The 21115-nt window shown below is 69.5% G+C and carries 22 protein-coding genes; 10 read left to right on the forward strand and 12 right to left on the reverse strand.

Annotated elements, in window-relative coordinates; translation table 11 throughout:
* Nucleotides 1-193: 193 nt before the first annotated feature.
* Together ACGFNU_RS33995 and ACGFNU_RS34000 are read right to left on the reverse strand one after the other, a co-directional pair.
* A complete protein-coding gene (locus ACGFNU_RS33995; RefSeq protein ID WP_392600374.1) occupies nucleotides 194-433 on the reverse strand; it encodes a hypothetical protein in 240 nt (79 codons plus the stop codon).
* A gap of 169 nt (nucleotides 434-602) precedes the next feature.
* Nucleotides 603-1817 (reverse strand): MFS transporter, encoded by a 1215-nt coding sequence (locus tag ACGFNU_RS34000; RefSeq protein ID WP_392600376.1) that lies wholly within the window; start codon nucleotides 1815-1817, stop codon nucleotides 603-605.
* A 107-nt stretch (nucleotides 1818-1924) separates the two neighbouring features.
* On the opposite strand from ACGFNU_RS34000, the gene ACGFNU_RS34005 reads away from it, so the two are divergent.
* The 4 genes from ACGFNU_RS34005 to ACGFNU_RS34020 all read left to right on the forward strand — a co-directional run bounded on the left by ACGFNU_RS34005 (nucleotide 1925) and on the right by ACGFNU_RS34020 (nucleotide 4468).
* The gene (locus ACGFNU_RS34005) at nucleotides 1925-2404 is read left to right on the forward strand and encodes a CGNR zinc finger domain-containing protein (protein ID WP_392600378.1); all 480 of its coding nucleotides are present in this window, start codon (nucleotides 1925-1927) and stop codon (nucleotides 2402-2404) included.
* Nucleotides 2405-2453: 49 nt separating this feature from the next.
* Entirely contained in the window at nucleotides 2454-3494 is a 1041-nt protein-coding gene (locus ACGFNU_RS34010) for a DUF4132 domain-containing protein (RefSeq protein ID WP_392600379.1), read from the forward strand.
* 190 nt (nucleotides 3495-3684) lie between these two features.
* The gene (locus ACGFNU_RS34015; RefSeq protein ID WP_392600380.1) at nucleotides 3685-4044 is read left to right on the forward strand and encodes a hypothetical protein; all 360 of its coding nucleotides are present in this window, start codon (nucleotides 3685-3687) and stop codon (nucleotides 4042-4044) included.
* Nucleotides 4045-4171: 127 nt separating this feature from the next.
* Complete coding sequence (locus ACGFNU_RS34020) at nucleotides 4172-4468, forward strand: hypothetical protein (protein ID WP_392600382.1); 297 nt, start codon at nucleotides 4172-4174, stop codon at nucleotides 4466-4468.
* A 93-nt stretch (nucleotides 4469-4561) separates the two neighbouring features.
* Here ACGFNU_RS34020 and ACGFNU_RS34025 read toward each other — a convergent pair whose 3' ends face one another.
* Nucleotides 4562-4858: a MazG-like family protein gene (locus ACGFNU_RS34025; RefSeq protein ID WP_392600384.1), complete on the reverse strand. Its 297-nt coding sequence runs from the start codon at nucleotides 4856-4858 to the stop codon at nucleotides 4562-4564.
* A gap of 198 nt (nucleotides 4859-5056) precedes the next feature.
* On the opposite strand from ACGFNU_RS34025, the gene ACGFNU_RS34030 reads away from it, so the two are divergent.
* Nucleotides 5057-6538, forward strand: a complete 1482-nt coding sequence (locus ACGFNU_RS34030; protein ID WP_392600386.1) for an alpha/beta fold hydrolase — start codon at nucleotides 5057-5059, stop codon at nucleotides 6536-6538.
* Nucleotides 6539-6674: 136 nt separating this feature from the next.
* Here ACGFNU_RS34030 and ACGFNU_RS34035 read toward each other — a convergent pair whose 3' ends face one another.
* Nucleotides 6675-7802 carry a CU044_5270 family protein gene (locus tag ACGFNU_RS34035; RefSeq protein ID WP_392600388.1) on the reverse strand — a complete coding sequence of 376 codons (1128 nt, stop codon included), beginning with the start codon at nucleotides 7800-7802 and terminating at the stop codon, nucleotides 6675-6677.
* On the reverse strand, nucleotides 7799-8350 hold the full coding sequence (locus tag ACGFNU_RS34040; protein WP_392600390.1) for an RNA polymerase sigma factor: 552 nt from the start codon (nucleotides 8348-8350) through the stop codon (nucleotides 7799-7801). The genes ACGFNU_RS34035 and ACGFNU_RS34040 overlap by 4 nt, the downstream gene beginning before the upstream one ends.
* Before the next feature lie 638 nt (nucleotides 8351-8988).
* Here ACGFNU_RS34040 and ACGFNU_RS34045 point away from each other — a divergent pair.
* The 5 genes from ACGFNU_RS34045 (at nucleotide 8989) to ACGFNU_RS34065 (ending at nucleotide 13892) form a co-directional block, all read left to right on the forward strand.
* Entirely contained in the window at nucleotides 8989-9852 is an 864-nt protein-coding gene (locus ACGFNU_RS34045) for an NAD(+)/NADH kinase (protein WP_392600392.1), read from the forward strand.
* A gap of 472 nt (nucleotides 9853-10324) precedes the next feature.
* Nucleotides 10325-10813, forward strand: a complete 489-nt coding sequence (locus ACGFNU_RS34050; RefSeq protein WP_392600394.1) for a SigE family RNA polymerase sigma factor — start codon at nucleotides 10325-10327, stop codon at nucleotides 10811-10813.
* A complete protein-coding gene (locus ACGFNU_RS34055; RefSeq protein WP_392600396.1) occupies nucleotides 10810-12012 on the forward strand; it encodes a hypothetical protein in 1203 nt (400 codons plus the stop codon). Before ACGFNU_RS34050 ends, ACGFNU_RS34055 begins: the two co-directional genes overlap by 4 nt.
* 136 nt (nucleotides 12013-12148) lie before the next feature.
* Nucleotides 12149-12706, forward strand: a complete 558-nt coding sequence (locus ACGFNU_RS34060) for an RNA polymerase sigma factor (protein ID WP_392600398.1) — start codon at nucleotides 12149-12151, stop codon at nucleotides 12704-12706.
* A complete protein-coding gene (locus tag ACGFNU_RS34065; RefSeq protein ID WP_392600400.1) occupies nucleotides 12699-13892 on the forward strand; it encodes a CU044_5270 family protein in 1194 nt (397 codons plus the stop codon). The genes ACGFNU_RS34060 and ACGFNU_RS34065 overlap by 8 nt, the downstream gene beginning before the upstream one ends.
* 122 nt (nucleotides 13893-14014) lie before the next feature.
* Here the strand turns inward: ACGFNU_RS34065 and ACGFNU_RS34070 are convergent, their stop codons facing one another.
* The 7 genes from ACGFNU_RS34070 to ACGFNU_RS34100 all read right to left on the reverse strand — a co-directional run bounded on the left by ACGFNU_RS34070 (nucleotide 14015) and on the right by ACGFNU_RS34100 (nucleotide 20765).
* A complete protein-coding gene (locus ACGFNU_RS34070; protein WP_392600402.1) occupies nucleotides 14015-14959 on the reverse strand; it encodes an Lrp/AsnC family transcriptional regulator in 945 nt (314 codons plus the stop codon).
* 297 nt (nucleotides 14960-15256) lie between these two features.
* Nucleotides 15257-15991 (reverse strand): SDR family oxidoreductase, encoded by a 735-nt coding sequence (locus ACGFNU_RS34075; protein ID WP_392600404.1) that lies wholly within the window; start codon nucleotides 15989-15991, stop codon nucleotides 15257-15259.
* Nucleotides 15992-16545: 554 nt separating this feature from the next.
* Nucleotides 16546-16962, reverse strand: a complete 417-nt coding sequence (locus ACGFNU_RS34080) for a DUF6223 family protein (RefSeq protein WP_392600406.1) — start codon at nucleotides 16960-16962, stop codon at nucleotides 16546-16548.
* Nucleotides 16963-17418: 456 nt separating this feature from the next.
* On the reverse strand, nucleotides 17419-18204 hold the full coding sequence (locus ACGFNU_RS34085) for a DUF2382 domain-containing protein (RefSeq protein ID WP_392600408.1): 786 nt from the start codon (nucleotides 18202-18204) through the stop codon (nucleotides 17419-17421).
* A gap of 132 nt (nucleotides 18205-18336) precedes the next feature.
* Nucleotides 18337-19092 (reverse strand): class I SAM-dependent methyltransferase, encoded by a 756-nt coding sequence (locus tag ACGFNU_RS34090; RefSeq protein WP_392600410.1) that lies wholly within the window; start codon nucleotides 19090-19092, stop codon nucleotides 18337-18339.
* 9 nt (nucleotides 19093-19101) lie between these two features.
* Nucleotides 19102-19914: an LLM class flavin-dependent oxidoreductase gene (locus ACGFNU_RS34095; protein ID WP_392600412.1), complete on the reverse strand. Its 813-nt coding sequence runs from the start codon at nucleotides 19912-19914 to the stop codon at nucleotides 19102-19104.
* Nucleotides 19911-20765, reverse strand: a complete 855-nt coding sequence (locus tag ACGFNU_RS34100) for an alpha/beta fold hydrolase (protein WP_392600414.1) — start codon at nucleotides 20763-20765, stop codon at nucleotides 19911-19913. Before ACGFNU_RS34100 ends, ACGFNU_RS34095 begins: the two co-directional genes overlap by 4 nt.
* Nucleotides 20766-21115: the final 350 nt, after the last annotated feature.

Below are 21115 nucleotides of genomic sequence, written 5' to 3' on the forward strand. Positions count from 1 at the left end.
CCTGACGATTTGTCGCCCTGGCAGACCCTTTACTGCGATGAGCCTCTATGTGCAATGGGTGATTACTCTCCACGCCCAATGAGGCCCAACTCCGTATTGGCAAAGCAAAGCCCAGGGAACGGCCATGGTCAGCACGCGGCCAAAACGAGCCCGGACGGAGAAGTGGTGGCTTCTCCGTCCGGGCTCTGGTCAATTACAGGAGGCCGCACCCCAGCAAGATGAGCAGGGCAGCGCAGTGGTAACCACCGTCACCGTCGTCATCGTGGTAGCCGTGGCCGTGACCGTAGCCCCATCCGCATCCGTGGTCGTAGCAGCCTGCTGTCGCGGCGGGCCTGGCCGTCGCGGCGTTGGCCTGGGCGGGCGACGCGGCGAGGGATCCGGCCATGAGGCCGCCTATCGCGACGGTCGTCGCAAGGATGCGCTTCGTTTTCACACTGCTCTCCTTTGTGTCGCAGCGGCGGACGCTGCACTGTGCCGCCCGTTTGCTGCCCGTGCTTACATGTTCACTTTCAGTGATAAGGCTGGCTTGTCTGAACTCACAACTCTTTGCGAGTAGATCTTCCTTTGATCATGAAAGAAGCGCTTCATCCCGGCGCCATCCGTCAGCGCGACGCAAGAGCCGAGGTGCCTGACATCCGTCGGGTACACCAGGCGTAATTCAGAACGGCAATGAGCTGGACCGCGGCGGCGGTCAGCAACGCCGCGGGCAGAGACCGGACGGCGATCGGCCCGGCGACGGCGGCTCCGAGGGCGAAGCCGGTGATCTTCAGGCTCGCCCCGGTGATGAAGATCTGGCCGCGCAACCCTTCGGGCGCCTCCCGATGCCGCACCGCGAACAGAGCCGTCAACTGCGGACCCTCGGCCAGCCCCGCCACCGCGGCGGCGACGAGAACCAATATGGGATGCACGGTCGCCGCCAGCAGCAGGGCGACGGCGAGCACGAGCGTGCTGCTCCACAGGATCGTGTCGGGGACGATCGGCCGTGTGCGCCGGGCGAGCGCCACGTTGGCCACGAGGGCCGAGGCGGCGATGCCCGAAAGCAGAAGCGCCCCATGGTCGGGAGACCCGAACGCCCGCGCTCCCAGCAGCGGAGCGCTGGCCATCAACATGCCCTGACCCGCACACGAGATCACCGAGGTCGTCGTGGCCCGCAGCAACACCCGTCCACGCACGATGGCCCGAAACCCCTCAACCACCGCCGCACCGCACCCGCCCACCACCCCCCGCACCCCCACCGCCACCCGCGCGGCGGGGGGCGTGTGTGCGGCGGGGGGTGGGTGTGGGGTGGAGATCATGCGGGTGGTGGGGAGGGCTAGGACGATCAAGGTAGCGGAGACGATGACGCCGGTGTGGGCTCCGGCCAGACCCGCGAGTGCTGGGCCGGTCAGGCCTGCGAGGTTGAACGTCATGGCGTCTAGTGCGGTGGCGCGTGGCAGCTCGCCGGGGTGGACCACGCGGGGGAGTTGTGCCGTCCAGCCGCCGGTCAGAGCGGGTCCCAGCAGTCCCGCTCCCACGGCGACCAGGACTGCGGCGGTGAGGGGGACGTGTCCCAGGGTCAGTTGGATCACCACGAGCGCCGAGGCGTAGAGGGTGAGCGCCCAGGCCAGCAGCCGGCCCGGCCTCCGCGTCCGGTCGAGCAGCACGCCGAGGAGCGGCCCACCTACGGCGGCCGCGATCGTGATGGCGGCCAGCAACGTCGATCCCGTCGAGGCCGATCCGGTGACCGCCATTCCGGTCAGCAGCAGGGCCGGGCCTGACATCTCGTCGCCCGTCCGTGCCGCCGCCGCACCGAGGGCGTATCGGTAACGCTTTCTCATATAGATGACGTTACGAGTGTAACTCAAAGGTGTGCAAGATGCGTTACATTGGGATGGTGTCACACGCTCATTCGGTACGCGCGGTCGCCGAGCGGACGGTCGCGCTCATGAACGCCTTGAGCCTCCAGGCAACACCGGACGCGGTCGCCGAAGTGTTGCGCGCGCACGGCGAGACCGACCCCGTCGAGGTGACGCCGGACGACGTCAATGAAATGCGGACGGCTGCCGCTTTGCTCGGCCAGATCTTCACTGCCCGCGACGTCGACGAAGCGGCATCGGCGCTGAACGGTCTGCTTGGGCGCAATATCGGTGCTTTGCGGCTTACGTCCCACGATGGCCGCAGCCCCTGGCATCCGCATCTGGACGGCCATGACGACGCGCCGTGGGGCGAGTGGTTCCTGGCCTCGTCCTGCCTGGCTCTGGCCGTCCTCATCTGGGATCACCAGCGTCCGCCCGGCGGGGTGTGCGCATCGCCGAGCTGCCAGAACGTCTATCTCACAGTGGGCAGCGGCCCGCCCCGCCGCTACTGCTCGCGCCGCTGCGCGACCCGCGAACGGGTGGCCGCATACCGGCGTTCCCACGCCTGAAGTCCCGAAGGCGGTGGATTGTCGGGTAGGTGGCCTACGGTGAGGCGGCATGGATGATCAACATCTCCCGGCGCGGGATGAGGATGTGCTGGTGTTCAAGGGGCTCAAGTCGCAGGCCCAGAGCAAGATCGAGGAGATCGCCAGGAGCCGCGGTCTCACGACCGAGCAGCTCGCCGACCGCACGGTGCCGGACTTCGGGCTGGACGACGACGGGAGCATGACGCTCGACTACGGGCCGCGCCGCTTCACCGTCGGCTTCGACGAGGCGCTCGTCCCGTTCGTCCTCGACGAGGACGGCCACCGGCGCAAGACGCTGCCTCGTCCGAACGCGAACGACGACCCCGAACTCGCCCCCGCCGCCCATCAGCGCTTCTCCTCGATGAAGAAGGTCGCGAAGGCCGGCGGCACCGAACAGATCCGGCGCCTGGAGCGGGCCATGGTCACGCGCCGGCGGTGGACCGCGGCGGAGTTCCAGGACCTGTTCGTCGATCACCCCCTGGTCTGGCACATCGCCCGCCGCATCGTCTGGCTGGCCGAGGAGGACGGCACGTCGACCGCGTTCCGGATCGCCGAAGACCGCACGTTCGCCGACGTCCACGACGACCCGTTCACGCTCCCCGCGACCGCGACGACGATGGCTAAGGCGACGACGACGGTCGGCATCGCGCACCCCCTCGACCTGGGTGACGATCTCGCCGCCTGGCGGCAGGTGCTGGAGGACTACGAGATCCTGCAACCGTTCCCCCAGATCGACAGGGGGACCTACGCGTTCACCGAGGAGGAGCGTCGCGGCGACCGGCTCGTCCGCTTCGAGGATCTCACCGTGCGGACGGGGCGCGTCCTCGCCCTGCGCCACCGTGGCTGGGAGCGCTCCGGCTACGGGCTTGCCCGCGTTCTGCCAGCCGGTCGGAACGTCCTGCTCGAAGTAGACCCGGGCCTGCCCTTCGGCAGCCCGGACGACGAGCCGGAGCAGCGGATCACCACCGTCCAGCTGACCAGCGAAGCCCTCTTCGGTGACCTCGACCCGGTGACCGTCTCAGAGATCATCGCCGACCTCACCTCGCTGACCGGTGACCCCGGATCTCGGTGATCGGTGACCTGGACGTCGATGATCGCCGCCATGGTCGGTAGGTCTCCGAAGTGGCGCGACCGCCCCTGGATCTACCGCCTTCGGCTGGCTTAAGTCGGTATCGATTACCGATGTCCGGTCTGAGACGGCCTCGTAGAACTGTCACAGGCCGCCACCACGACGGCCAAGGTCACAGGAAGGCCGTTCATCGATGTCTGCTCACATCACCAAACTCATCCGTGCGGCACTCGCCGGAGCCGTTCTCACCACGGGCCTGACCGCCGCGCTGGTCACGAGCACCGGTTCGTCCGCCAGCGCCCGCGCCTGCCATGAAGGAGGCGACCTCTATCTCTTCGAGGGAGCCGTCTACGGCGAGCACTTCCGTTACTGCAGCCCGCCCGGTGAGCTGGAGCACCCCCTCGGCGTCGTCGTCGAGCGTCGCGTCAACTCCACGACCTGGGTCACCGTGGCCAAGGGCAGCGGCGTCGCGCTCTACCAGTGCACCGGTACGGGGTCGCGGACCTACCGCCTCCAGAAGCCGAGCCGGCAGATCACCGTGCCCTGCTCGTGAGCGGCAACGTTCCGGGCACCCTTCATCACCGCAAGGAGAAAACAACGTGCGCACAATTCGGTTCACACCTGTTAACACCGCCCGCGCTCTGGCAGGCGCAGGCGTTACCGCGGCCGTTCTGTCGCTGGTGACGGCACCCCCCGCTGATGCGGGCGTGCAGGCCCGTGCCTGCCTCTTCCCCAGCACCATCAGCCACTTCCCCGGGAAGATCATGGGCAGCCGCAGCATCATCTGCAACCCCGGTGGAGAGGGTCCCGCTCCGGTCACCGTGCAGCGGAGCCTCAACGGGACCACCGGCTGGGTGACCGTCGCCCACGACGACGGCAACGAGGGCGTGGCCACCTACTTCTGCACCGGTACCGGCAAACGGTTCTACCGGCTCAAGGAGGCCACCAACAAGAAGATCGAGGCCCCCTGCTCCTGATCCTCACATGGAGCCGCCGGAACACCTGGACTGCCCGCCCTGGCCGGCGGGCAGTCCAGCATGGTGACGCCGCAGGCAGGTGGCCTGCTCGGATCAGACCCCGGCGCGTTCGGTGACCAGCGCGAGGCGCTCTTCCAGATGGGCGCTGGCCTGGTCGGGATCGCCGTCCGCGACACCGATCATGGCGATGCCGGCGGTGAGGATCACGTCGGCGAGTTCCTTCTGCACGTCGTCGCGTGACCCGTAGACGCCCTTGCGCGGGTTCTGGCCGGTGACGCCGAGGTACGCCTGGACGGCTTCACCGAGCTCCTCGGCGATCTTCAAGATGAGCGTCTGTTCGTCGACGTCCGAGAGGCAACCGCTGTGGAGCCGGGCGAGGTGATCCCACATGTGCGACCGTCCAAGGGTGTCGTGGGTGAGCCCCGGCGATGCTAGCTGGCCGATGCCGCGGGAGGCCGCCGGACGCCGGGGGAGGGGCGGCGGGACTTTCGGGGCAGTGGATGGCCTCTAGATCACTCCAAGGTCTCTGCTGGTGGTTGGCCATCGTGGACGATGTGCGGGCGATTGGTCGGCGTTCATGATTTCGGGATGAAACAGCTGTTCAGGAATGTGAGCGTGGCGGTGGTCGCGCTCGCTCTCACGGTGACCGGCGGTGCCACCGCCGTGTCCGCGCAGGCGCCGCGGGCCGAGTCGTGCCTCCCCGTGCCCGGTGCCGAATGTGGAACTGTGCGGGTCCCCTTGCAACGAGCGCGTCCCGAGTTGGGCAGCACCACGGTCGCCTACGCGGTGATCCGGCACCGCGACGCGTCCCGGCCGGCCAAGGGGACGGTGGCGGTCAATCCGGGCGGGCCGGGAGACTCGGCGATCGCGTCCGCGCAGCGGTACGTCCAGGCGTTCGGCGAGCTCCTGAACGATCACGACCTGCTGCTGATCGATCCGCGCGGGGTCAATCGTTCGGACCCGGTCGACTGCGGGGTCTTCCGTTCCCTCCCCGCGACCCGGGACGGTTTCGTCCGGACGATCGGCGAATGCGGCCGGGCTCTGGGCGAGCGCTCGCGCGGCTACACCTCGGCAGAGATCGCCGACGACTTCGACGCCGTCCGCGCCGAGCTCGGCATCGAGCGGCTGGACCTGCTGGGGGAGTCGTACGGCACGTACCTCATGACGATCTACGCCCAGCGGCATCCGGCTCGGGTGCGCTCGGTGGTGCTCTCCAGCGCCTACCCGCTCGCGCTCGACATGTGGGCGCGTCCCAGCGCCCGCGCCGCACGCCGGACGATCCAGTTGTTGTGTGAACGCAGTGGTGGCGCGTGCAAGGGCGACCAGGTGCTGCGGGACATCGCGCGGCTCGCCGGACGGCTGCGCGAGCGGCCGATCTCGTACACGATCGGCAGCGAGCAGCGGCGGCTGGACGACACCGCGCTCGCGTCCATCGTGTTCGGCGCCTCCGGGCAGGCCCCCGAGGCCATCGGCGACGTCCCCGCGATGGTCCGCACCGCGCTGCGCGGTGACGACACGCTGCTGATCGCCGCCGCTCGGGAGCAGGCTCCGATGAGCGGGTCGGCGGCTCCGCGGGAGGACGAGCAGCCGTTCAACCCCCAGCAGGCCGCGGCCGTGATGTGCAACGACTACCCGACGCTGTGGGATCGCAAGGCGCCCGTCTCGACCCGGCTCCGGCAGTTCGCGGCCGGACGCGCCGCGCTGCCCGAACGCGCGTACTGGCCGTTCGGAAAGCAGGCCTGGACCAGCGCCATCACCGACCAGGGCAACGCCTGCGTCCGCTGGCCCGACCGCGATGGTCCGGTGCAGCCGGTGAACGGCCCGTTCCCCAACGTCCCCGTGCTGGTGGTGTCGGGCGACCTGGACGCCAACACCCCGACCGAATCGGGACGTCTGGCGGCCCGCCAGTTCCGCCGCGCCAGTGTTGTCGAGGTCCCCAACGTGGGCCACGTGGCGGAGAAGGAGCCGAGCGGTTGCGTGGCCGGCATCGAGACCGCCTTCATCCGTGACCTGCGGCTGAATGACACCTCCTGCCTGACCAAGATCCCACCCGTGCCCGTACGAACCTGAGGCCCCGCGCTGCCGACCCGGCAAGGGCTGGCGATCGTACGGCGACGACGGCTGGCGATCGTACGGAACGTGTCTGCTGAAGCACCGCGAACGCCCGGTGGCCGAGTCTCGGCCACCGGGCTTACGGGCTTCAACGTCAGGACACGTTGGGCTGCTCGTTCGTCCAACCGATTTTCGTGACCGTCTCGGAATCCAGGATGGAGCCATCCTTGACCTGGTACGTCTGCGTGCCCAGAGGAAGTCCCGTGGCCGAATCGATGATGACCCTGGTCTTGATGGTCTTACTGCCGTCGGTGCCCATGGTCACGGCGTTCCCCTTGCGTCCCAGCGAGTCGGTCACCTTTCCCGCCGAGCGGACGCCGGGCGTCGCGGCCAGCATCTCGTAGGCGGCCCCCATGACCGCCGGCGAGACCGGCAGTTCCAAGATCAGGCCGGTACCGGCCTCGTAGGTGATCGTGTCGAGCATCTTTCCGGCGCCCGGCAGACGCCGCTTGATCTCCGCACGCAGCCCGTCCTTGTCGGCGGGCAACCGCCGCACCTGGTCCATGGTGATCTCGTGGTTGCCGAGACTCCCCACGACTCCCGCCGGGGCCTTCTCGCCCAGGGAACGGACCCCCGGAGTGCCCCGGCTGACTTGCCGCGGGCCTGGCTTGGAGGTGAGGATCTCGTCCTTGCACAGCTTCTTCGCCACCGCGCATTTCTTGGCCAGCCTCGGGCTGGCGTCGTCCTGCGGCTTGATACGCCACGAAGCCGGGGAGCCGTCGGCCTTCCAGGCGGCGCGATCGGAGCCGGTGGCAGGCGCCCACCCCAGCTCCTGGAAGATCACCCAGCTCTGACCCTTGGGCGCGATCCATACCTCCTTCGCCATCGACTGCCGGATCCAGTAGCGCTTGCCGGGAACCTGCATCCTGTCCGAGGTCAGAGTCGTCGCGATCCGGTAGTAGGCCCCGGTCGTCGGCTGCCTGCGCACGGAGGAGGCGGCCGCGAGCAGGACCGTGTCCGCGGGGAGGACGACCTGCCGCGTGGACGGTGGGCTGTTGGGCTCGTGCGGGGCCGAGGTGCCGAGAGTGGTGATCGCGACGGTCACGGCGGCGGCCGCGGCCGTCAGGCCGAGCGACCCCGCCACCCACGGCGCGCGACGGCGCCGGATCACCGGGCCATGGCCTTGAACCGTCCGCTGGACTCGTTGCCTCCCGGCGTCGCGGACCTCCCGCGCGGCCGCCGGCTTGGCCAGGAGCTCCTTCAGTGACTGCAGTTCGTTCATCGTTCGGTTCCTTCCAGTGCGGCACGGAGCTTGCCCCTGGCCCGGTTGAGCCGGGAGCCGACGGTCCCGTAGGGGATGTCGAGCGCTGCGGCGATCTCTTCGTGGCTGAGCTCGGCCAGTGCGGCGAGCAGCACGACGTCACGTTCCTTCGCGGTGAGCCCGGCAAGGGCCTTGGCCAGTCCGGGTTGCAGGCGTTGCGCGCTCACCGACGCGAGGACCCGGCCCTCATGGCTGTCCGTGGGCAACTCCGGTGCGGCTCGCGCCAGAGCCTTGTAGTGCCGCGCCTCGGTCCGCCTATGCCGCGCCACGAGATTCGTCGCGATTCCGAACAGCCATGACCTGAGGTTCCCGCGTCCCGGCTCGAACCGTTCTCTGTGCCGGAAGGCCTCGGTGAACACGTCGGCCACGAGATCGTCGGCTGTCTGCGAGTCGAGACGTCCCGCCACGTAGGCGTAGATCTGGTCGAAGTACCGGTCGTAGACGGCCGTGAACGCCTCAAGATCCTCGGGAAACGTGAGCTCGTCCGTGTCCTCGATATCGGTGGACAAACGCCACCCCTCTCCTTGACTGCGTTGTTCACCGAGTACTTCGCCGACCCCCCGATCCGCTTTCGCTCGTCCGGGCCTTCAGTTCGGCAACCGGACCACCATCGGCGCGCACCGACCGTCACCGTCCGGTCGCACGGCAGCGGGACGGGTGATCGGATCGGTGTTCAAACGCCGGGGAATCGCGGGGGCTCGGGGCCCTTCGAGCGGCGGGTCGAGCGGGCGGCGCGGCGAGTCGCCCTGCGGATGGCGACATCTCGCCGGGCGAGTTCCCACGCCAGGCTCGGCCGTTCAGGCCGCCCCCGGCAGTACGTGCAAGCGTCGTCGCCGCAGGCGGTTTCACACCATCGGTCGCACCAGGTGCACAGGTATGCGTCGAAGCACTCGGAGTAGTCCTGCTTGCGACCGCAGTGGGGACAGGCCCAGCCCGGTCGGCGGTTCACTCTCTGAACTCGCGGCCGTCTACGCGGCATCGCCCTTTCGGTGTCGAATCACGAAAGGCAGCATGCCAGAGCCGGCCCGTCAAGGAAAAGATTCGGGATTTTCGGGGATCACGCGCTTGCGGTTCTCGCAGGCCTGGGGCGGCGGACGGCTCGAGGCCGGTGGTTTCGGGGCCGGAATCGGGGCCGTACTGTAATGGCATGGGACTGGTGCACACGGTGGGGCTCGTTCTGCATCCGCAGCGCGATTCGAAGATCGCCGTGGACACGATCGTCGGGTGGGCGGCGGGCCGGGACGGGACCGTGCTCGGGCTGCCGGAGGAGATCCGGCGCATCGACTGCAGCGCCGTCCCGGTCGAGGCCGGGCCGCTCGTCGAGCGCGCGGACCTGCTGGTCAGCCTCGGCGGCGACGGCACGATGCTGCGGTGCATGCGGCTGGCGTCCGGGGCCACCACGCCGGTGCTGGGGGTGAACCTCGGCCGGCTCGGCTTCCTCGCCGAGATCGACATCGAGGAGCTGCCGGCCGCGCTGTCGAGCATCGACGCGCACCGCTACCAGGTCGAGCCGCGGATGTCGGTGACGGCGCGGCTGCCGGGCGGGCAGGCCGTCAGCGCGTTCAATGACATCGCGCTGGTCCGGGTTCCGGGGGAGGGGCTCGCGGCGGTGCAGCTCATCGTCGAGGGCCAGCCGTTCGTCCGGTACGCGGGGGACGCCGTGATCGTGGCTACCTCGACCGGTTCGACGGCCTACAGCTACGCGGCCGGAGGCCCGATCGTCTCGCCGGCCGTCGAGGGCTTCCTGGTGGTGCCCGCGGCGGCGCACTCGACGTTCAATCGCGCCTTGATGCTGGCGGCGGACGAGACCGTCGAGCTGGAGCTGCTGCCCAACTGCGGCTCGCTCGCCGTGGAGGTGGACGGCGCCGTCGCCGCGCATCTCAAGCCCGGCGACCGCGTCACGGTGACGGCGGACCGCGCCGCCGCCCGGGTCGTCCGGCTGGGCGACACCACGTTCTACGAACGCGCCCGGCGCAAGCTGCGCGTCAGCGGCAGCGCCGAGGCCGACTGACCGATCGTCATCGCCCCGGCGAAACCACCTCCCTCAATGATCAGGATCTTTAGGCTGATCGAGGACGGCACGGTCGCTCTTTGGGACGTCGACTCCAGCCGCTGCCTTGCGGTGCTGGGCGCGTTCGTCCGGCTGGTGCGTTTCGTGGGCCGCCACGGCCATCGGGGGAGACCTGCACGTGTACGGCCAGTCGAGCCACGGCCGCGTGCTCGCCTGGCGAGTCGCCTCCTGACCGAGCCGCGCCGCTTGGCGAGTCGCCTTCTGAGCCGCCCGGCGAGTCGACTCCCGAGACCTGAACGAGCCGGCCGGCGAGCTCGATTGCGGTGGCGCCGAGCTTGCGGCGCATCGCGGGCCCGGTGGACGAGCGCACCTCCGCTGTCGCCGATGTGCGACCTCTGGGGATTTGCGCGGGCCGGTGATGCAACAGTTCGATCTTTCCCTGCGTCCAGGTCGTGAAGGGAGAGATGCCATTGTGGACGAGGCCTATGAGGACTTCGTGGTCAGCCGGGCGCAGGCGCTGCTGCGCTATGGCTACGTGCTCAGCGGCAATCCGCATGATGCCGCGGACCTGGTCCAGGAAGCCCTGATCAAGCTCCGCGGCGCCTGGCCGCGAGTGAAGAACCAGGCCAATCCCGAGGGCTACGTGCGGACCACGATGGCCCGGCAGCACATCTCGATGTGGCGCCGGCGCCGCCGCGAGACGCTGACCGAGGCCGTGCCGGAGCGTTCCTACGACGACCCGGCCCCGTTGGACGACGCGTTGTGGCAGGCGCTCGCGACCCTGCCCCGCAAGCAGCGCGCGGTGATCGTCCTGCGCTACTACGAGTCCCTCGCGGACGAGGAGATCGCCTCTCACCTCGGCATCTCCCGGGTCACGGTCCGCTCGCAGGCGTCCCGCGGCCTGGAGAAGCTCCGCGCCGCCTGGAAGTCCGCCGACGTTCTCGAACGGAGCGAGCGATGAACGACACGAACCTCGAAGACGCCCTCGCCTCGGCTCTGAACCGCCACGCCGGCAGGGCTCCGACCCCACCGGCCGATCTGACGCGCCGGATCGCCGTCAAGCACCGCCGCCGCCGGATCACCCGGGCGACGGGCGCCGTCACGTTCACGGCGATGGTCGTCGGAGCCCTGGGCTTCGGCCTTCAGGAGTGGGACGCGGACAAGCGGCCGCCGTCCCTGACCACCCCCACCGTCGTCACGCCCAAGTCGGCGCCGATCGAGAAGCAGTGGCCCGGCGCGGTCGGGCGCATCCCTGACACGCTCGCCGACGGCACCCACTTCACCCCACATGACTTCATCGATGACAGGACCATCCTGATCGCCACGTGGCGTTCCTCAAATGTCGCCTCGGCCCTGCTCACCTACGACGTCAAGACGCACCGCACCGGCAAGCTCGATCTCCCCGTGAGCGCCAAGGTCACGGCGACGGAGGGCTTCACCGCCGGGTCCGGGCGGGTGGGCTGGTTGAGCAAGACCAAGAAGGCCACCGAGATCTGGACGGCTCCTCTCTCCGGTGGCCCGGCGACCAGGCTGTACACCGGCCCGATCTTTCCCGCGGCGGACGTCACCAACCTGACCCTCACCGGGAACTCCGCCTACTGGTCCCTCACCACGGGTGGCGTCTTCCGCGTCCCCCTCACCGGCGGTACCCCGGCGCAACTCCCCGGGACCAAGCGGTTCAGATTGATGACGTGGCCGTGGGCGGGTGGCCCGGCCTACTCCGACGGCGGCAGCGTCATGGCCGACATGACCCCCCGCCAGCAGGCATACAAGGACATCCTCAACCTCGTCACCGGCGAGCGCCGGTCTTTCACCACCGACATCAAGGGCCGCTGGACCTGTGCCGTCACCTGGTGCGTCGACGAGCCGCGGGCCCTCTCCCGCGACGGCCGCCGCATCGTCCGGCCCGCACCCGGCCACGCGTTCAAAGGTGGCGGCTGGGCCCCGGTCCTCGACCGGTTCGTCCTCATGGGGAGCGAGCCCGGCATGGGCGACCCGTCCCGAATGACCCTCGTCGACCTGGAAACCGGCAGGGGCGGCACCTACGGTCACAGTGAGAAGGCGGGCAGCTCCTTCACCTTGCTCGCCGAGGGGAGCCGCCTCCACCACGACGACCAGGGCAAGTCCTACCTGATCATCGATCTTTCCAAGATCTCCTGACCGTCGGCCGGGCCCGCGCCCGGGCCCGGCTCGACCACTCCAGGCCCAGGGCAAACTTGTCCAAAAGAGGCGGGAAAGTAAAAGCGGGTTGCGGTTGATACCCATGTGACCGCCATCCGCCATGGAAAGGCACCACATGACAGGGGATCCCCCGCCCCGCCTGGCTGAGCGTTTCGACGAGGTCTTCGACGCCTATTTCGCCGAGATCCGTCGGTACGCGGCCAAGCGGCTCGGCCCGGACGCCGCCGCCGATGTCGCCGCGCAGACGTTCCTCGAGGCGTTCCGGCAACGCCGGCGCTACGACCCGGAACGTGCGAGCGTGCGCACCTGGCTGTACGGCATCGCGACCAACGTGATCGGCAGGCACCAGCGGACGGAGACGCGCGCCCTGCGGGCTCGCGCCCGGCTCGGGCCTGGCCGCCACACCGAGGAGCATGCCGAACGGGTCGATTCGAGGGTCAGCGCCGAGGGCCTGCGAGGCGAACTCGCCGGCGCCATCGCGGCGTTGCCACGCGGGCAGCGCGACGTACTGCTGCTCGTGGCCCTCGCCGACCTCAGCCACGACGAGGTCGCGGCGGCACTGGGGATCTCCTATGGCACGGTCGGCTCTCGCCTGAACCGTGCCCGAACCAAGCTGCGCAAGGCACTGGGCGGGACCAATCCGATGCTCACTTTGGAGGAACAACATGGATGAGGTGCGGATGGTCCGGGACCTCTACCCCGAGCCCGCCTCGCCCAGCGCCCAGCAGCTCGCCCAGGAGATCGCCCAGGTGAAGGCGAGGCTGACCGAGTCGCCGCGCCGTTCGCTGCCCCGTATCCGGTGGGGCATCGGAGGCCTGGGCGGCCTGGTGGCGGTGGGCGCGGCCGCGGCCGTGGCGATCACGCTCGTCGGGGGGAACGGTGACTCCACCACGGTGGTGCCGCCCGGCCAGGTGAACCTGGACGCGAAGAGCGCGGTGCTCGCGGCGGCGCAGAAGGCCGAGCAGCAGCCGGGCGGCAAGTACTGGTACACCAACGTGATCCAGGGTCAGGCCTACATCCTGCGTCCGAAGACCGGCACCTACGCGATCGACGGCGCGCTCACCGAGTCGTTCAGCTGGTTCGGCGCGAAGACCGGCATGGGCGAGGGATACGCCGGCCGTGATCTCCCCGCCCACCTGAAGACCGAGCAGGACAGGGCGCTGTGGCGCAAGGCCGGGTCGCCGTCGAGGTTCCCCGTCTGGTCCGGAGACAAGGCTCTCACCTTCTCCAGCAAGGAGAAGAAGTGGGAGCTGGAAGGTCCGGAAAAGGGCACCTACCCCCGTGGCGGCGGGAAGTTCCTGGATGGGAAGCACTCGGTCGAGGACCTGCAGAACCTGCCCACGGACCCGGCCAAACTCGCCAAGATGTTCTTGGGCCCCGGCGGGATGCTGGGGAGGGCGGCAAAGGCGGACCCCAGCGGCACGAAGAGGTTCAATCCCGTCAACGCCAGGACCCAGATCTCGATGGTGATGTCGGTCCTGGGGATGAACCCGGTCCCGCAGAAGGTCCGGGCGGGCCTGATGCGGGCCCTCGCCGACCAGCCGGGCATCCACGCGATCGGCCGCACCACCGACCCGCTGGGTCGCGAGGGCATCGCGCTGGCCTCCGACGACTTCGCCACGACGGCCACGGGCGAGTGGGGCGGGCCGAAGGCGGAGCAGGGCACCTACCGCTCCCGTGAAGTGATCATCTTCGATGAGAAGACCGGCGACGTGCTGTCCCGGCAGGACGTCCTGACCAAGCCGGGCGGCAAGTACTCGCAGATGAAGCCGGGCTTCATCATCGAGTACTGGACCGTCCGCTCGGCGAAGTGGACCGACACCAAGCCGGTCCCCCCGGCCGCCCTCCCGTGGAGCTGACCCTCTCCGGCCGAAGGTGATGTTCGTCCAGCGCCTCGTCGCCCTCGTTCGCCCAGCGAACAAGAGCGACGAGGCGCACGACGTACTGCGCACCTTCGCCCCGCCCACTCCGGCGGATCTCCTCAGCACACGGTCTGCGCTCGGGGGTCGGGCACCGTCGTGATCACCTGGCGTTCGGCCGACACGTCGACCGGGGCCGGGGTGGCGACGACCTCCAGCACCGACCAGGAGGTGCACGCGGCGACGCCCGCGATCGCGCCGATCTCGCTCAGGGACGTGGCGAGCACCGGCGGGGACGAAGCGGTGATCTCGCCGAGGACGTCGTAGGGCCCCCAGCCCCTCGCCAGCGCCCGTACCCCTGGAACCATGGCCACCCGAGCCGTGGTCTGGCGGGCGCCAGCCGTGATCGTCAACCCGAACCCCGCGCTCACGGCCTGGCCCATGGTTCGCGGATCGGCGACGGCGACCACCCGGATGATCCCCGATTGCAGCAGTGCCGAGACCCGCGTACGCGTCGCTGCCCGCGACAGACCGACGGCTTGGCTGAGCCGTACGAAGCTGCCGCGGACGTCGCGTTGTAGCAACGCCAGCAGTTCCCAGTCCACGGGGTCCAAGGGGCATGGCTCGTACAACGCCGCGATGGCTTGCGTGTCCCGAACGGTCGTGACGGTACGAAAGACACTCACGGCCTGGACCCGTTCCTCGTCACGGATCTCGTCCACCTCGGCGACCAGGGCGGCGTCGTCACGCGCGCGGATCCGGGCCACGACGTCATGGTTTCCAGTAGTGACCTGACTGGCGTACACCGCCGTGCGCGCGGAGAGCGCTCTAGCCGCCAACACAGGATCCCCCTGCGCACGTACCAGCAACCACGCGTCGGCATCCAGCCCGCATACCGCGGGATGCACCGCGCCGACGATGGTGACGATCCCGCTCTCCAGCAAGCGGTGAACCCGGGACCGCACCGCGGTGCGGGACAGCCCGACCCTGTCGGCAAGGGTCTGGTAGCTGGCGCGACCATCCTCCTGCAGCACAGCCAGCAGACTGACGTCGACGGAGTCCAGCACCGCTCACCCTCTCGTGGAAATCGGACATGACGCCAAACGCCCTGCGTACAGCCGATCCAACGGAGCCTGGCCGCACAACACGTAGTTTCTCCGGTCCACCAACGACGTGTCGAGGGGTAATGTCGCAGTCACTCAACGTATTAGTCGTCCAAGCGAGGACGGACGCGCCGCACCGACAGGCCCGCTGCGAGCGTAGGCGGCGCGCAGGCCGGTCATGGTTCCTCGACGATGCCGAGTTCGCAACCGGCCAGGTCAATCAAAGCGTCACTGAAGGCGTCCATTCCGGGCGATCGGGCGCTAAGCGGGTTGTTGCCGGGTGGACGTCAGCGCGATCTCGACGATGTGCACGTCGGGAGGAGCCGCGAGGACGTGCACGACCTGAGCCGCGACGTCGTCGGCGTCCAGGCCCGCTTCGTGCTGCCTGCGGGCCATGGTGGCGCGCAGCTCGGGGTCGCGGATCCCCTCTCCCTCGTTGGTGCGCACCAGTCCGGGCGCGATCACCGTGACGCGCAGGCGGTCGTCGTGCAGCTCGCGGCGCAGCGCCTCGCTGATGGCGTGCACCGCGTGCTTGGTGCCTGCGTACACGCCGCTGGTGGACTGCGGGACGCGCCGGCCGGACATGGAGCTCATGTTCACGACCTGCCGAAACTCGCCGTCCAGCAACGCGGGCAGCGCGGCCTGGGTGACGGCCAGGAGACCGACGATGTTGATATCGACCATTGCTTGCCAGTCGGAGATGTCACCGTCGCGCACGTGACCGAGCGGAAAGACCCCGGCGTTGTTGACCAGCGCGTCCAGTCCGCCGAGGTCGGAACATGCGCGCTGGACCGCGGCCGCGGCGGCCTCCGGCTCGCGGAGATCCGCCGGAACCGCCAGGGCGCCAAGCTCCGCGGTGGCCGCGTCGAGCCGCGGTGTCGGCCGTGCCAGCATCGCCACCCGGGCACCCGCCGCCATCGCGCGCCGGGAAATGGCCAGGCCCAGCCCTTGCGACGCCCCCGTCACCAGCACCCGACGCCCATCAAGCAGTCCCATCGAAACCTCTTTTCCCCGCGCCCTCGATTGGCGCCCCCCCTGTCCACCTTCCTCGATCCGAATGGAATCAATCTCCGCCGGCCCATGACTCTCGCAACGCTCGATCGTTTCGTTCGACCAGCAGTCGTTGCGACGTTGCGGCCTGCGCTGCGAGGGCGTCAACGTGTTCCTCGCGGACGGCGAGGCCGCCTTCCAAGAGGTTTTCCACTTCCACCTGCACGTTTTCCCGCGGTTCCAAGGCGATGGCTTCCGCATCGACGCGGACTGGGCCACCCGCGACCGTCACCTGCTCGACAACGAGGCAGTGCAGGTCCGGCAGGGACTGGCTGCTCTCGACCATGGGGTGACCGCGCATGAACGAGCCTTGGCGGCTGTGCGTGCGGCGACCGCCCGCACGCAGCAGCCGCCGGTACTGTCGCCCGCCGAGCCAGCGACGGTGACTTGGTGGACCGGACGCCGCTTCGCATCATCCATCTCGTCGACGACATCGCGGCGCTCGACCGCGACCTTGGCCAACCGGGACGTGGCGTTCGGCGCGGCGCAGGCGTTCGGGTTCAGTGGGTTCGACGGGAACGGGCCAGAGCGAGTCCGCCGAGAGCCATGCCGATCAACCCCACGATCAGGGCCACGTAGGCTCCGCCCAGCCCATTGCCGGAGCCGAGACCACCCTCGGCGGTGGCGGCGACCAGCCCGCCGAGCGCCACGCCGATCAGCCCCGCGACCAGGGCCATGGTGGCTCCGCCACGCCTGGACCCGACCCGACCGGCGGGGCGGGCCAGGGCCAGCCCACCGATGACCATGCCGAACAACCCCAGCAGCGCGGCCACGATGGCTCCGAGCCGCCCGGCGCTCATGTCGTAAACACCGGCGGCGGCCGGTTGGACCGCCGCATCGGCGGTCGCCGGTCCGGCAAGCCCGAAAACTCCGATCAGGGCGGCAGCGGCGACGGCAAGCACAACTCGGACTGACATGAAGGACTCCTTCGACGACTGGACGTAGCCTGAATCCTGTCCGCCGGACCCACCGCCGGTCGTCCAGCAGACGCAGGCACTTCGCGCTACGGCCCAGGCCGCACCGATCTACTACGAGCGCCGCAGAAGCCGCGAACCTACCGCGCACGCAGCAGCCAATCGCCCCCCGCACACCTCCCACGCGCCCGCCTCCCACGCGCCCGCCTCCCACGCGCGCCTCACGCACGCGCGCTTGCCGCGCGTATGCGTTCCGCGCGCAGATCCCGCCCTTAGGTCTTCTGCGAACGCCTCCCGTGCGTACGCCCGGCGCGCATCAGCCGGATCGTCGCCCTGACGAGTCACCCGTCGGCCGGGCGGGACGGGGTGGGCTCTTCCCCGTCTTCTTATTCAAGGACGCATGCGGCTCGGCCGGGCGCACGCGTGTGCGCCCGGCCGCTCGTCGGTGCCGCCGTCGACTCAGCGTCCGGCACCAGGCTCGGGCCGGTCACCTGGACGAGGCGTCCGGCGCCCGGAGTCGTCGTCGACCTCGATGCGTTCCTTGCGGACCTGGCCACCGACCTGCTGCTCCTCGGTGACGGTCTCGGTCTCCAGGCCGACCTTCTCGACCGGGACGGTTTCGGTGTCCACCACGGCCCGCTCGGCGTGCAGGGTGACCTCCCGCTCTTCCTCACCGATGTGCGCATCGCCCTGCCGGTCCCCCGGAGTGACGGGCTCGCGCACCACTCGCACCTCTTCGTGCGAGACCGGAACGCTGACCTGTTGCTCCTCGGTCACCACGACCTTCCGCAGGCGGACGTGCCCCGTCTCCATCGACTCGGTGCCGACCTTGAGGCGCTCTTCCGACCGGGTGATGGAATCGGGCCCATGCACGTTCTGTGCGTCCTGGGCCGATCCGTGGCGCGCATGGTCGCTCTGATGGGCGGCCCCGTCCAGTCCGTAGTACTGGTTGAGCGCGTTCTGCTGGCGTTCGTCGATGTGCCCGCCCTCAGGGTCGACGCGAGGCGCGTCCTTTACGCGCTCCTTGCTCACGGGGACCTGCAGTTCGTCGCCGGAGGTCCGCAACCCCTCGCGGATCGGCACGAAACTCTCCTTCGCGCCGAACAGCCCGGTGTGCACGGTCGCCCACATCGGCCGGCCGGTGCGATCATCCACCCAGATCTGGTTGATTCTGCCGATCTTCTGCCCGTCCGAATCGATCATGGTCTGTCCGTGCAGCCGATCGATCTGACCTGACTCGGCCATGCCACGCTCCTCTCGTGCTGCTCGCATCGCCCTCCGGGCACGTACCCGTCGTAGCTGCGCGAACACGTTAGGTAATATCGATTTGGGGTGATCGCCACCAAGTCGAACCGGCGGGCGGCCCCGAGCGGCTGGTCAGCGCCGGCGCGCGATGATCAACCAGGCGCGGGAGTCGAACCACACGCCGTCGCCGGTGTCATGCGCGTCGAGGGTCACGCGAAGCCGCTCGACGGACGCGGCGTCCAGATCGGTGACCAGCTCCTTCGCCGTCCACAGCTGGAGGACGGCGACACTCGCGCGGTCGGCGTCCGGGCCGTACCAGACGGGCTCGTGCACGTCGATGACGTCCGACGTGGTGAAGCCGGCCGCGGCCATGACGTCGATCATGACGTCCGGATCGGTCAAGGTGAAGGGGGCGTCGTCCGCTCCGGACGAGGTTGACGCGTGCCCGCCCCTCAGTGCCGCCCGGATCGCGGTATGCCACTCCTGACGTTCGCCCGCCTGCCAGACCAGTTGCACGAAGCGCGCGCCCGGACGCAGCGCTCGCCCGATGTTGGCGAACGCCGCGACCGGGTCGCGGAAGAACATCGTGCCGAATCGGCTGGTGCCCAGGCTGAAGTGCTCCGCAGGGAAAGCATGGGCCTGAGCATCGGCCTGGACGAAACTGACATTCCAGACCCCCTCCGACGTGGCCTGCCGGCGGGCCTTCAGCAGCATCGGACCCGAGACGTCGATGCCGACCGCGGTCCCCGGCGCCGCGGCTCGGGCCGCGTCCCGGGTGGTCTGGCCGGTGCCGCAGCCGATGTCGAGGACGCGATCACCGGGCCGGACGTCGAGGGCCCGCCGCAGCCGTTCGTGGTAGCGAGTGAGCTCCGAGTCGTAGTCGAACACCGCGCCCCCTCACGTCGCTGGGCCGTCGCGGAGCACGCCGCGCACCTCGTCGAGCCGCGCACCCGGGTCGATCTCCGCCAGCCACCAGGTCGCGCCGCCCTTCACGTACGGCTCGGGGTCGGTGCCGGGGGGCAGCGGGACGGCGATGTCGTACGAGGCCATGTCTCCGTGGCGGAGTTCGGCGAGGGTGCCGGCGACCTCGGCGAGCTGGTCCGGGTGCTCGAGATTGACCGGGAAGAAGCCGTCGAGCCGGGCGGCGCGGCGGATCGGCTTGAGGTTGCCGGGGAATCCGGCGGCCCACACCGGCACACCGGGCCGCTGAACCGGCCGCGGCAGGAACGTGATGTCGTCGACGAGGTAGTGCTCGCCGCGATGACGCACCGGCTCGCCGGACCAGGCCGCGGACAGGATCTCCAAGGACTCGTCGAGCATCTGCCCGCGCCGCCGGTCGTCGAGCTCCTCGCCGGTCTTGGACAGCTCGCCGGCGAACCGGTCGCTGCCGAGGCCGACGCCGAGGGTGAGGCGGCCACCGCTGAGCAGGTCCAGCGTCGCCGTCTCCCGCGCGACCTTGGCCGGCCGGCGGCGGGCGAGCGGCGACACCATCGGGCCGAGCCGCAGCCGCTCGGTCGCGGTGGCGATGGCCGCCAGCGTCATCCACGGGTCGGCGACCTCCCGGATCGGCGCCCGCCAGTCCACGTGATCCCACACGAAGCAGCCGTCCCACCCGGCCTCCTCCGCGTCGGCGGCGAGGCGCGCGACCACGCGCGGGTCGGCGAGCTCGTCGAAGAGCGGCAGCCAGAGCGCCGAACGCAGCCGGTTCATGAGCGGCCCCCGTGCGTGTGCTCGACCAGGGCCGAGACGAAGCCGTCCCATACCGGCCTGGGCAGGTCATGTCCCGCCCCCTCCAGTACCAGCAGCTCCGCGCCGGGGATCGCATCGCGCAGTGCCTCGCCATGCGGCAGCGGCAGGAACGGATCGCGGTCGCCGTGGACCACCAGCGTCGGTGCCGCGATGTCGCCGAAGCCGCCTCCCGTGGGCCCCTCGGCCTCGATGGCGTAGTGGTTGACCAGCGTCGACGCGTAGTTCCTGGCGCGCGCCACGTCACGTTCGGCCAACGCTCGGATCGCGGCCTCGTCGAAGTACGGCGAGCCGCCGGCGAACGCCCTCGCACCGGCGATCACGTACTCGACGACCGCGTCCGTGTCGGAGGGATCCGGCTCAGCCGGCATGGCCAGATCGCCCGACGGTGGTGGCAGGTCACCGGCCCCCGTCGTGGTGGAGACGAACGTCAGCGACGCGACCCGATCGGGATGATCGACACCGAGAATGAGCCCGGCCGCGCCGAACATCGACTGGCAGACCACATGCGCGCGTTCGATGCCCAGGGCGTCCTGGATGGCGAGCGTGTCGAGGGCCAGATCGGTGAACGAGTACGCCGGCCGGCCCGGCGGATAGGAGGTCGACCGGCCGGTGTCCCGGTGGTCGTAGCGGATGACGTACCGGCCGCTTGCCGCGATGCGTTCGCACAGCTCGGCGTCCCACCACAGCATCGAGGCGGCGGCCCCGGCGACGAGCAGGATCGCCGGATCCCCCTGATCCCCGAAGGTCTCGACGCACAGCTCGACGCCGTTGATCTTGAGGAGCTGTTCATCGTGGGCGAGCGTCCCGGTCATGAGGGTTCTCCTTCGTATCGTCGTGGACGTGCCGCCGCCACCGCCTTCTGACCGTCAGATCGCTGTGGCCCGGTAGCTGCTCCAGTCACGCTAGAGTCGCCAGCTACATCGTGAAAAGCGATGATTTCCGATCAATTCAATCGCTACTGACAATGGAAGCTCCGCTGCGCTCAGACCGCGACCGACGTAGAGCTTCATCACCGGGCCGCCATCCTCGTCCGGTCATGGCTCGGACGCCCGTGTCCGTTAGGCCGCACCGATTTGCCCGTCCACCAGGACGTCCCAGGTCGTCAGCCGGCACGCTTCATGGGCGCCAGCGAGCACCCGCAGTCCGCCTAGCGGCACCCGGT

This window comes from Spirillospora sp. NPDC048911 (assembly GCF_043198015.1).
Taxonomy (GTDB): domain Bacteria; phylum Actinomycetota; class Actinomycetes; order Streptosporangiales; family Streptosporangiaceae; genus Spirillospora.

Excerpts from the sequence above, each read along its gene's own strand:
- ACGFNU_RS34000 (WP_392600376.1), bottom strand. The coding sequence starts at position 1,817 with ATGAGAAAGCGTTACCGATACGCCCTCGGTGCGGCGGCGGCACGGACG.
- ACGFNU_RS34005 (WP_392600378.1), top strand. The coding sequence starts at position 1,925 with ATGAACGCCTTGAGCCTCCAGGCAACACCGGACGCGGTCGCCGAAGTG.
- ACGFNU_RS34010 (WP_392600379.1), top strand. The coding sequence starts at position 2,454 with ATGGATGATCAACATCTCCCGGCGCGGGATGAGGATGTGCTGGTGTTC.
- ACGFNU_RS34015 (WP_392600380.1), top strand. The coding sequence starts at position 3,685 with ATGTCTGCTCACATCACCAAACTCATCCGTGCGGCACTCGCCGGAGCC.
- ACGFNU_RS34025 (WP_392600384.1), bottom strand. The coding sequence starts at position 4,858 with ATGTGGGATCACCTCGCCCGGCTCCACAGCGGTTGCCTCTCGGACGTC.
- ACGFNU_RS34030 (WP_392600386.1), top strand. The coding sequence starts at position 5,057 with ATGAAACAGCTGTTCAGGAATGTGAGCGTGGCGGTGGTCGCGCTCGCT.
- ACGFNU_RS34035 (WP_392600388.1), bottom strand. The coding sequence starts at position 7,802 with ATGAACGAACTGCAGTCACTGAAGGAGCTCCTGGCCAAGCCGGCGGCC.
- ACGFNU_RS34045 (WP_392600392.1), top strand. The coding sequence starts at position 8,989 with ATGGGACTGGTGCACACGGTGGGGCTCGTTCTGCATCCGCAGCGCGAT.
- ACGFNU_RS34055 (WP_392600396.1), top strand. The coding sequence starts at position 10,810 with ATGAACGACACGAACCTCGAAGACGCCCTCGCCTCGGCTCTGAACCGC.
- ACGFNU_RS34060 (WP_392600398.1), top strand. The coding sequence starts at position 12,149 with ATGACAGGGGATCCCCCGCCCCGCCTGGCTGAGCGTTTCGACGAGGTC.
- ACGFNU_RS34065 (WP_392600400.1), top strand. The coding sequence starts at position 12,699 with ATGGATGAGGTGCGGATGGTCCGGGACCTCTACCCCGAGCCCGCCTCG.
- ACGFNU_RS34075 (WP_392600404.1), bottom strand. The coding sequence starts at position 15,991 with ATGGGACTGCTTGATGGGCGTCGGGTGCTGGTGACGGGGGCGTCGCAA.
- ACGFNU_RS34080 (WP_392600406.1), bottom strand. The coding sequence starts at position 16,962 with ATGTCAGTCCGAGTTGTGCTTGCCGTCGCCGCTGCCGCCCTGATCGGA.
- ACGFNU_RS34085 (WP_392600408.1), bottom strand. The coding sequence starts at position 18,204 with ATGGCCGAGTCAGGTCAGATCGATCGGCTGCACGGACAGACCATGATC.
- ACGFNU_RS34095 (WP_392600412.1), bottom strand. The coding sequence starts at position 19,914 with ATGAACCGGCTGCGTTCGGCGCTCTGGCTGCCGCTCTTCGACGAGCTC.
- ACGFNU_RS34100 (WP_392600414.1), bottom strand. The coding sequence starts at position 20,765 with ATGACCGGGACGCTCGCCCACGATGAACAGCTCCTCAAGATCAACGGC.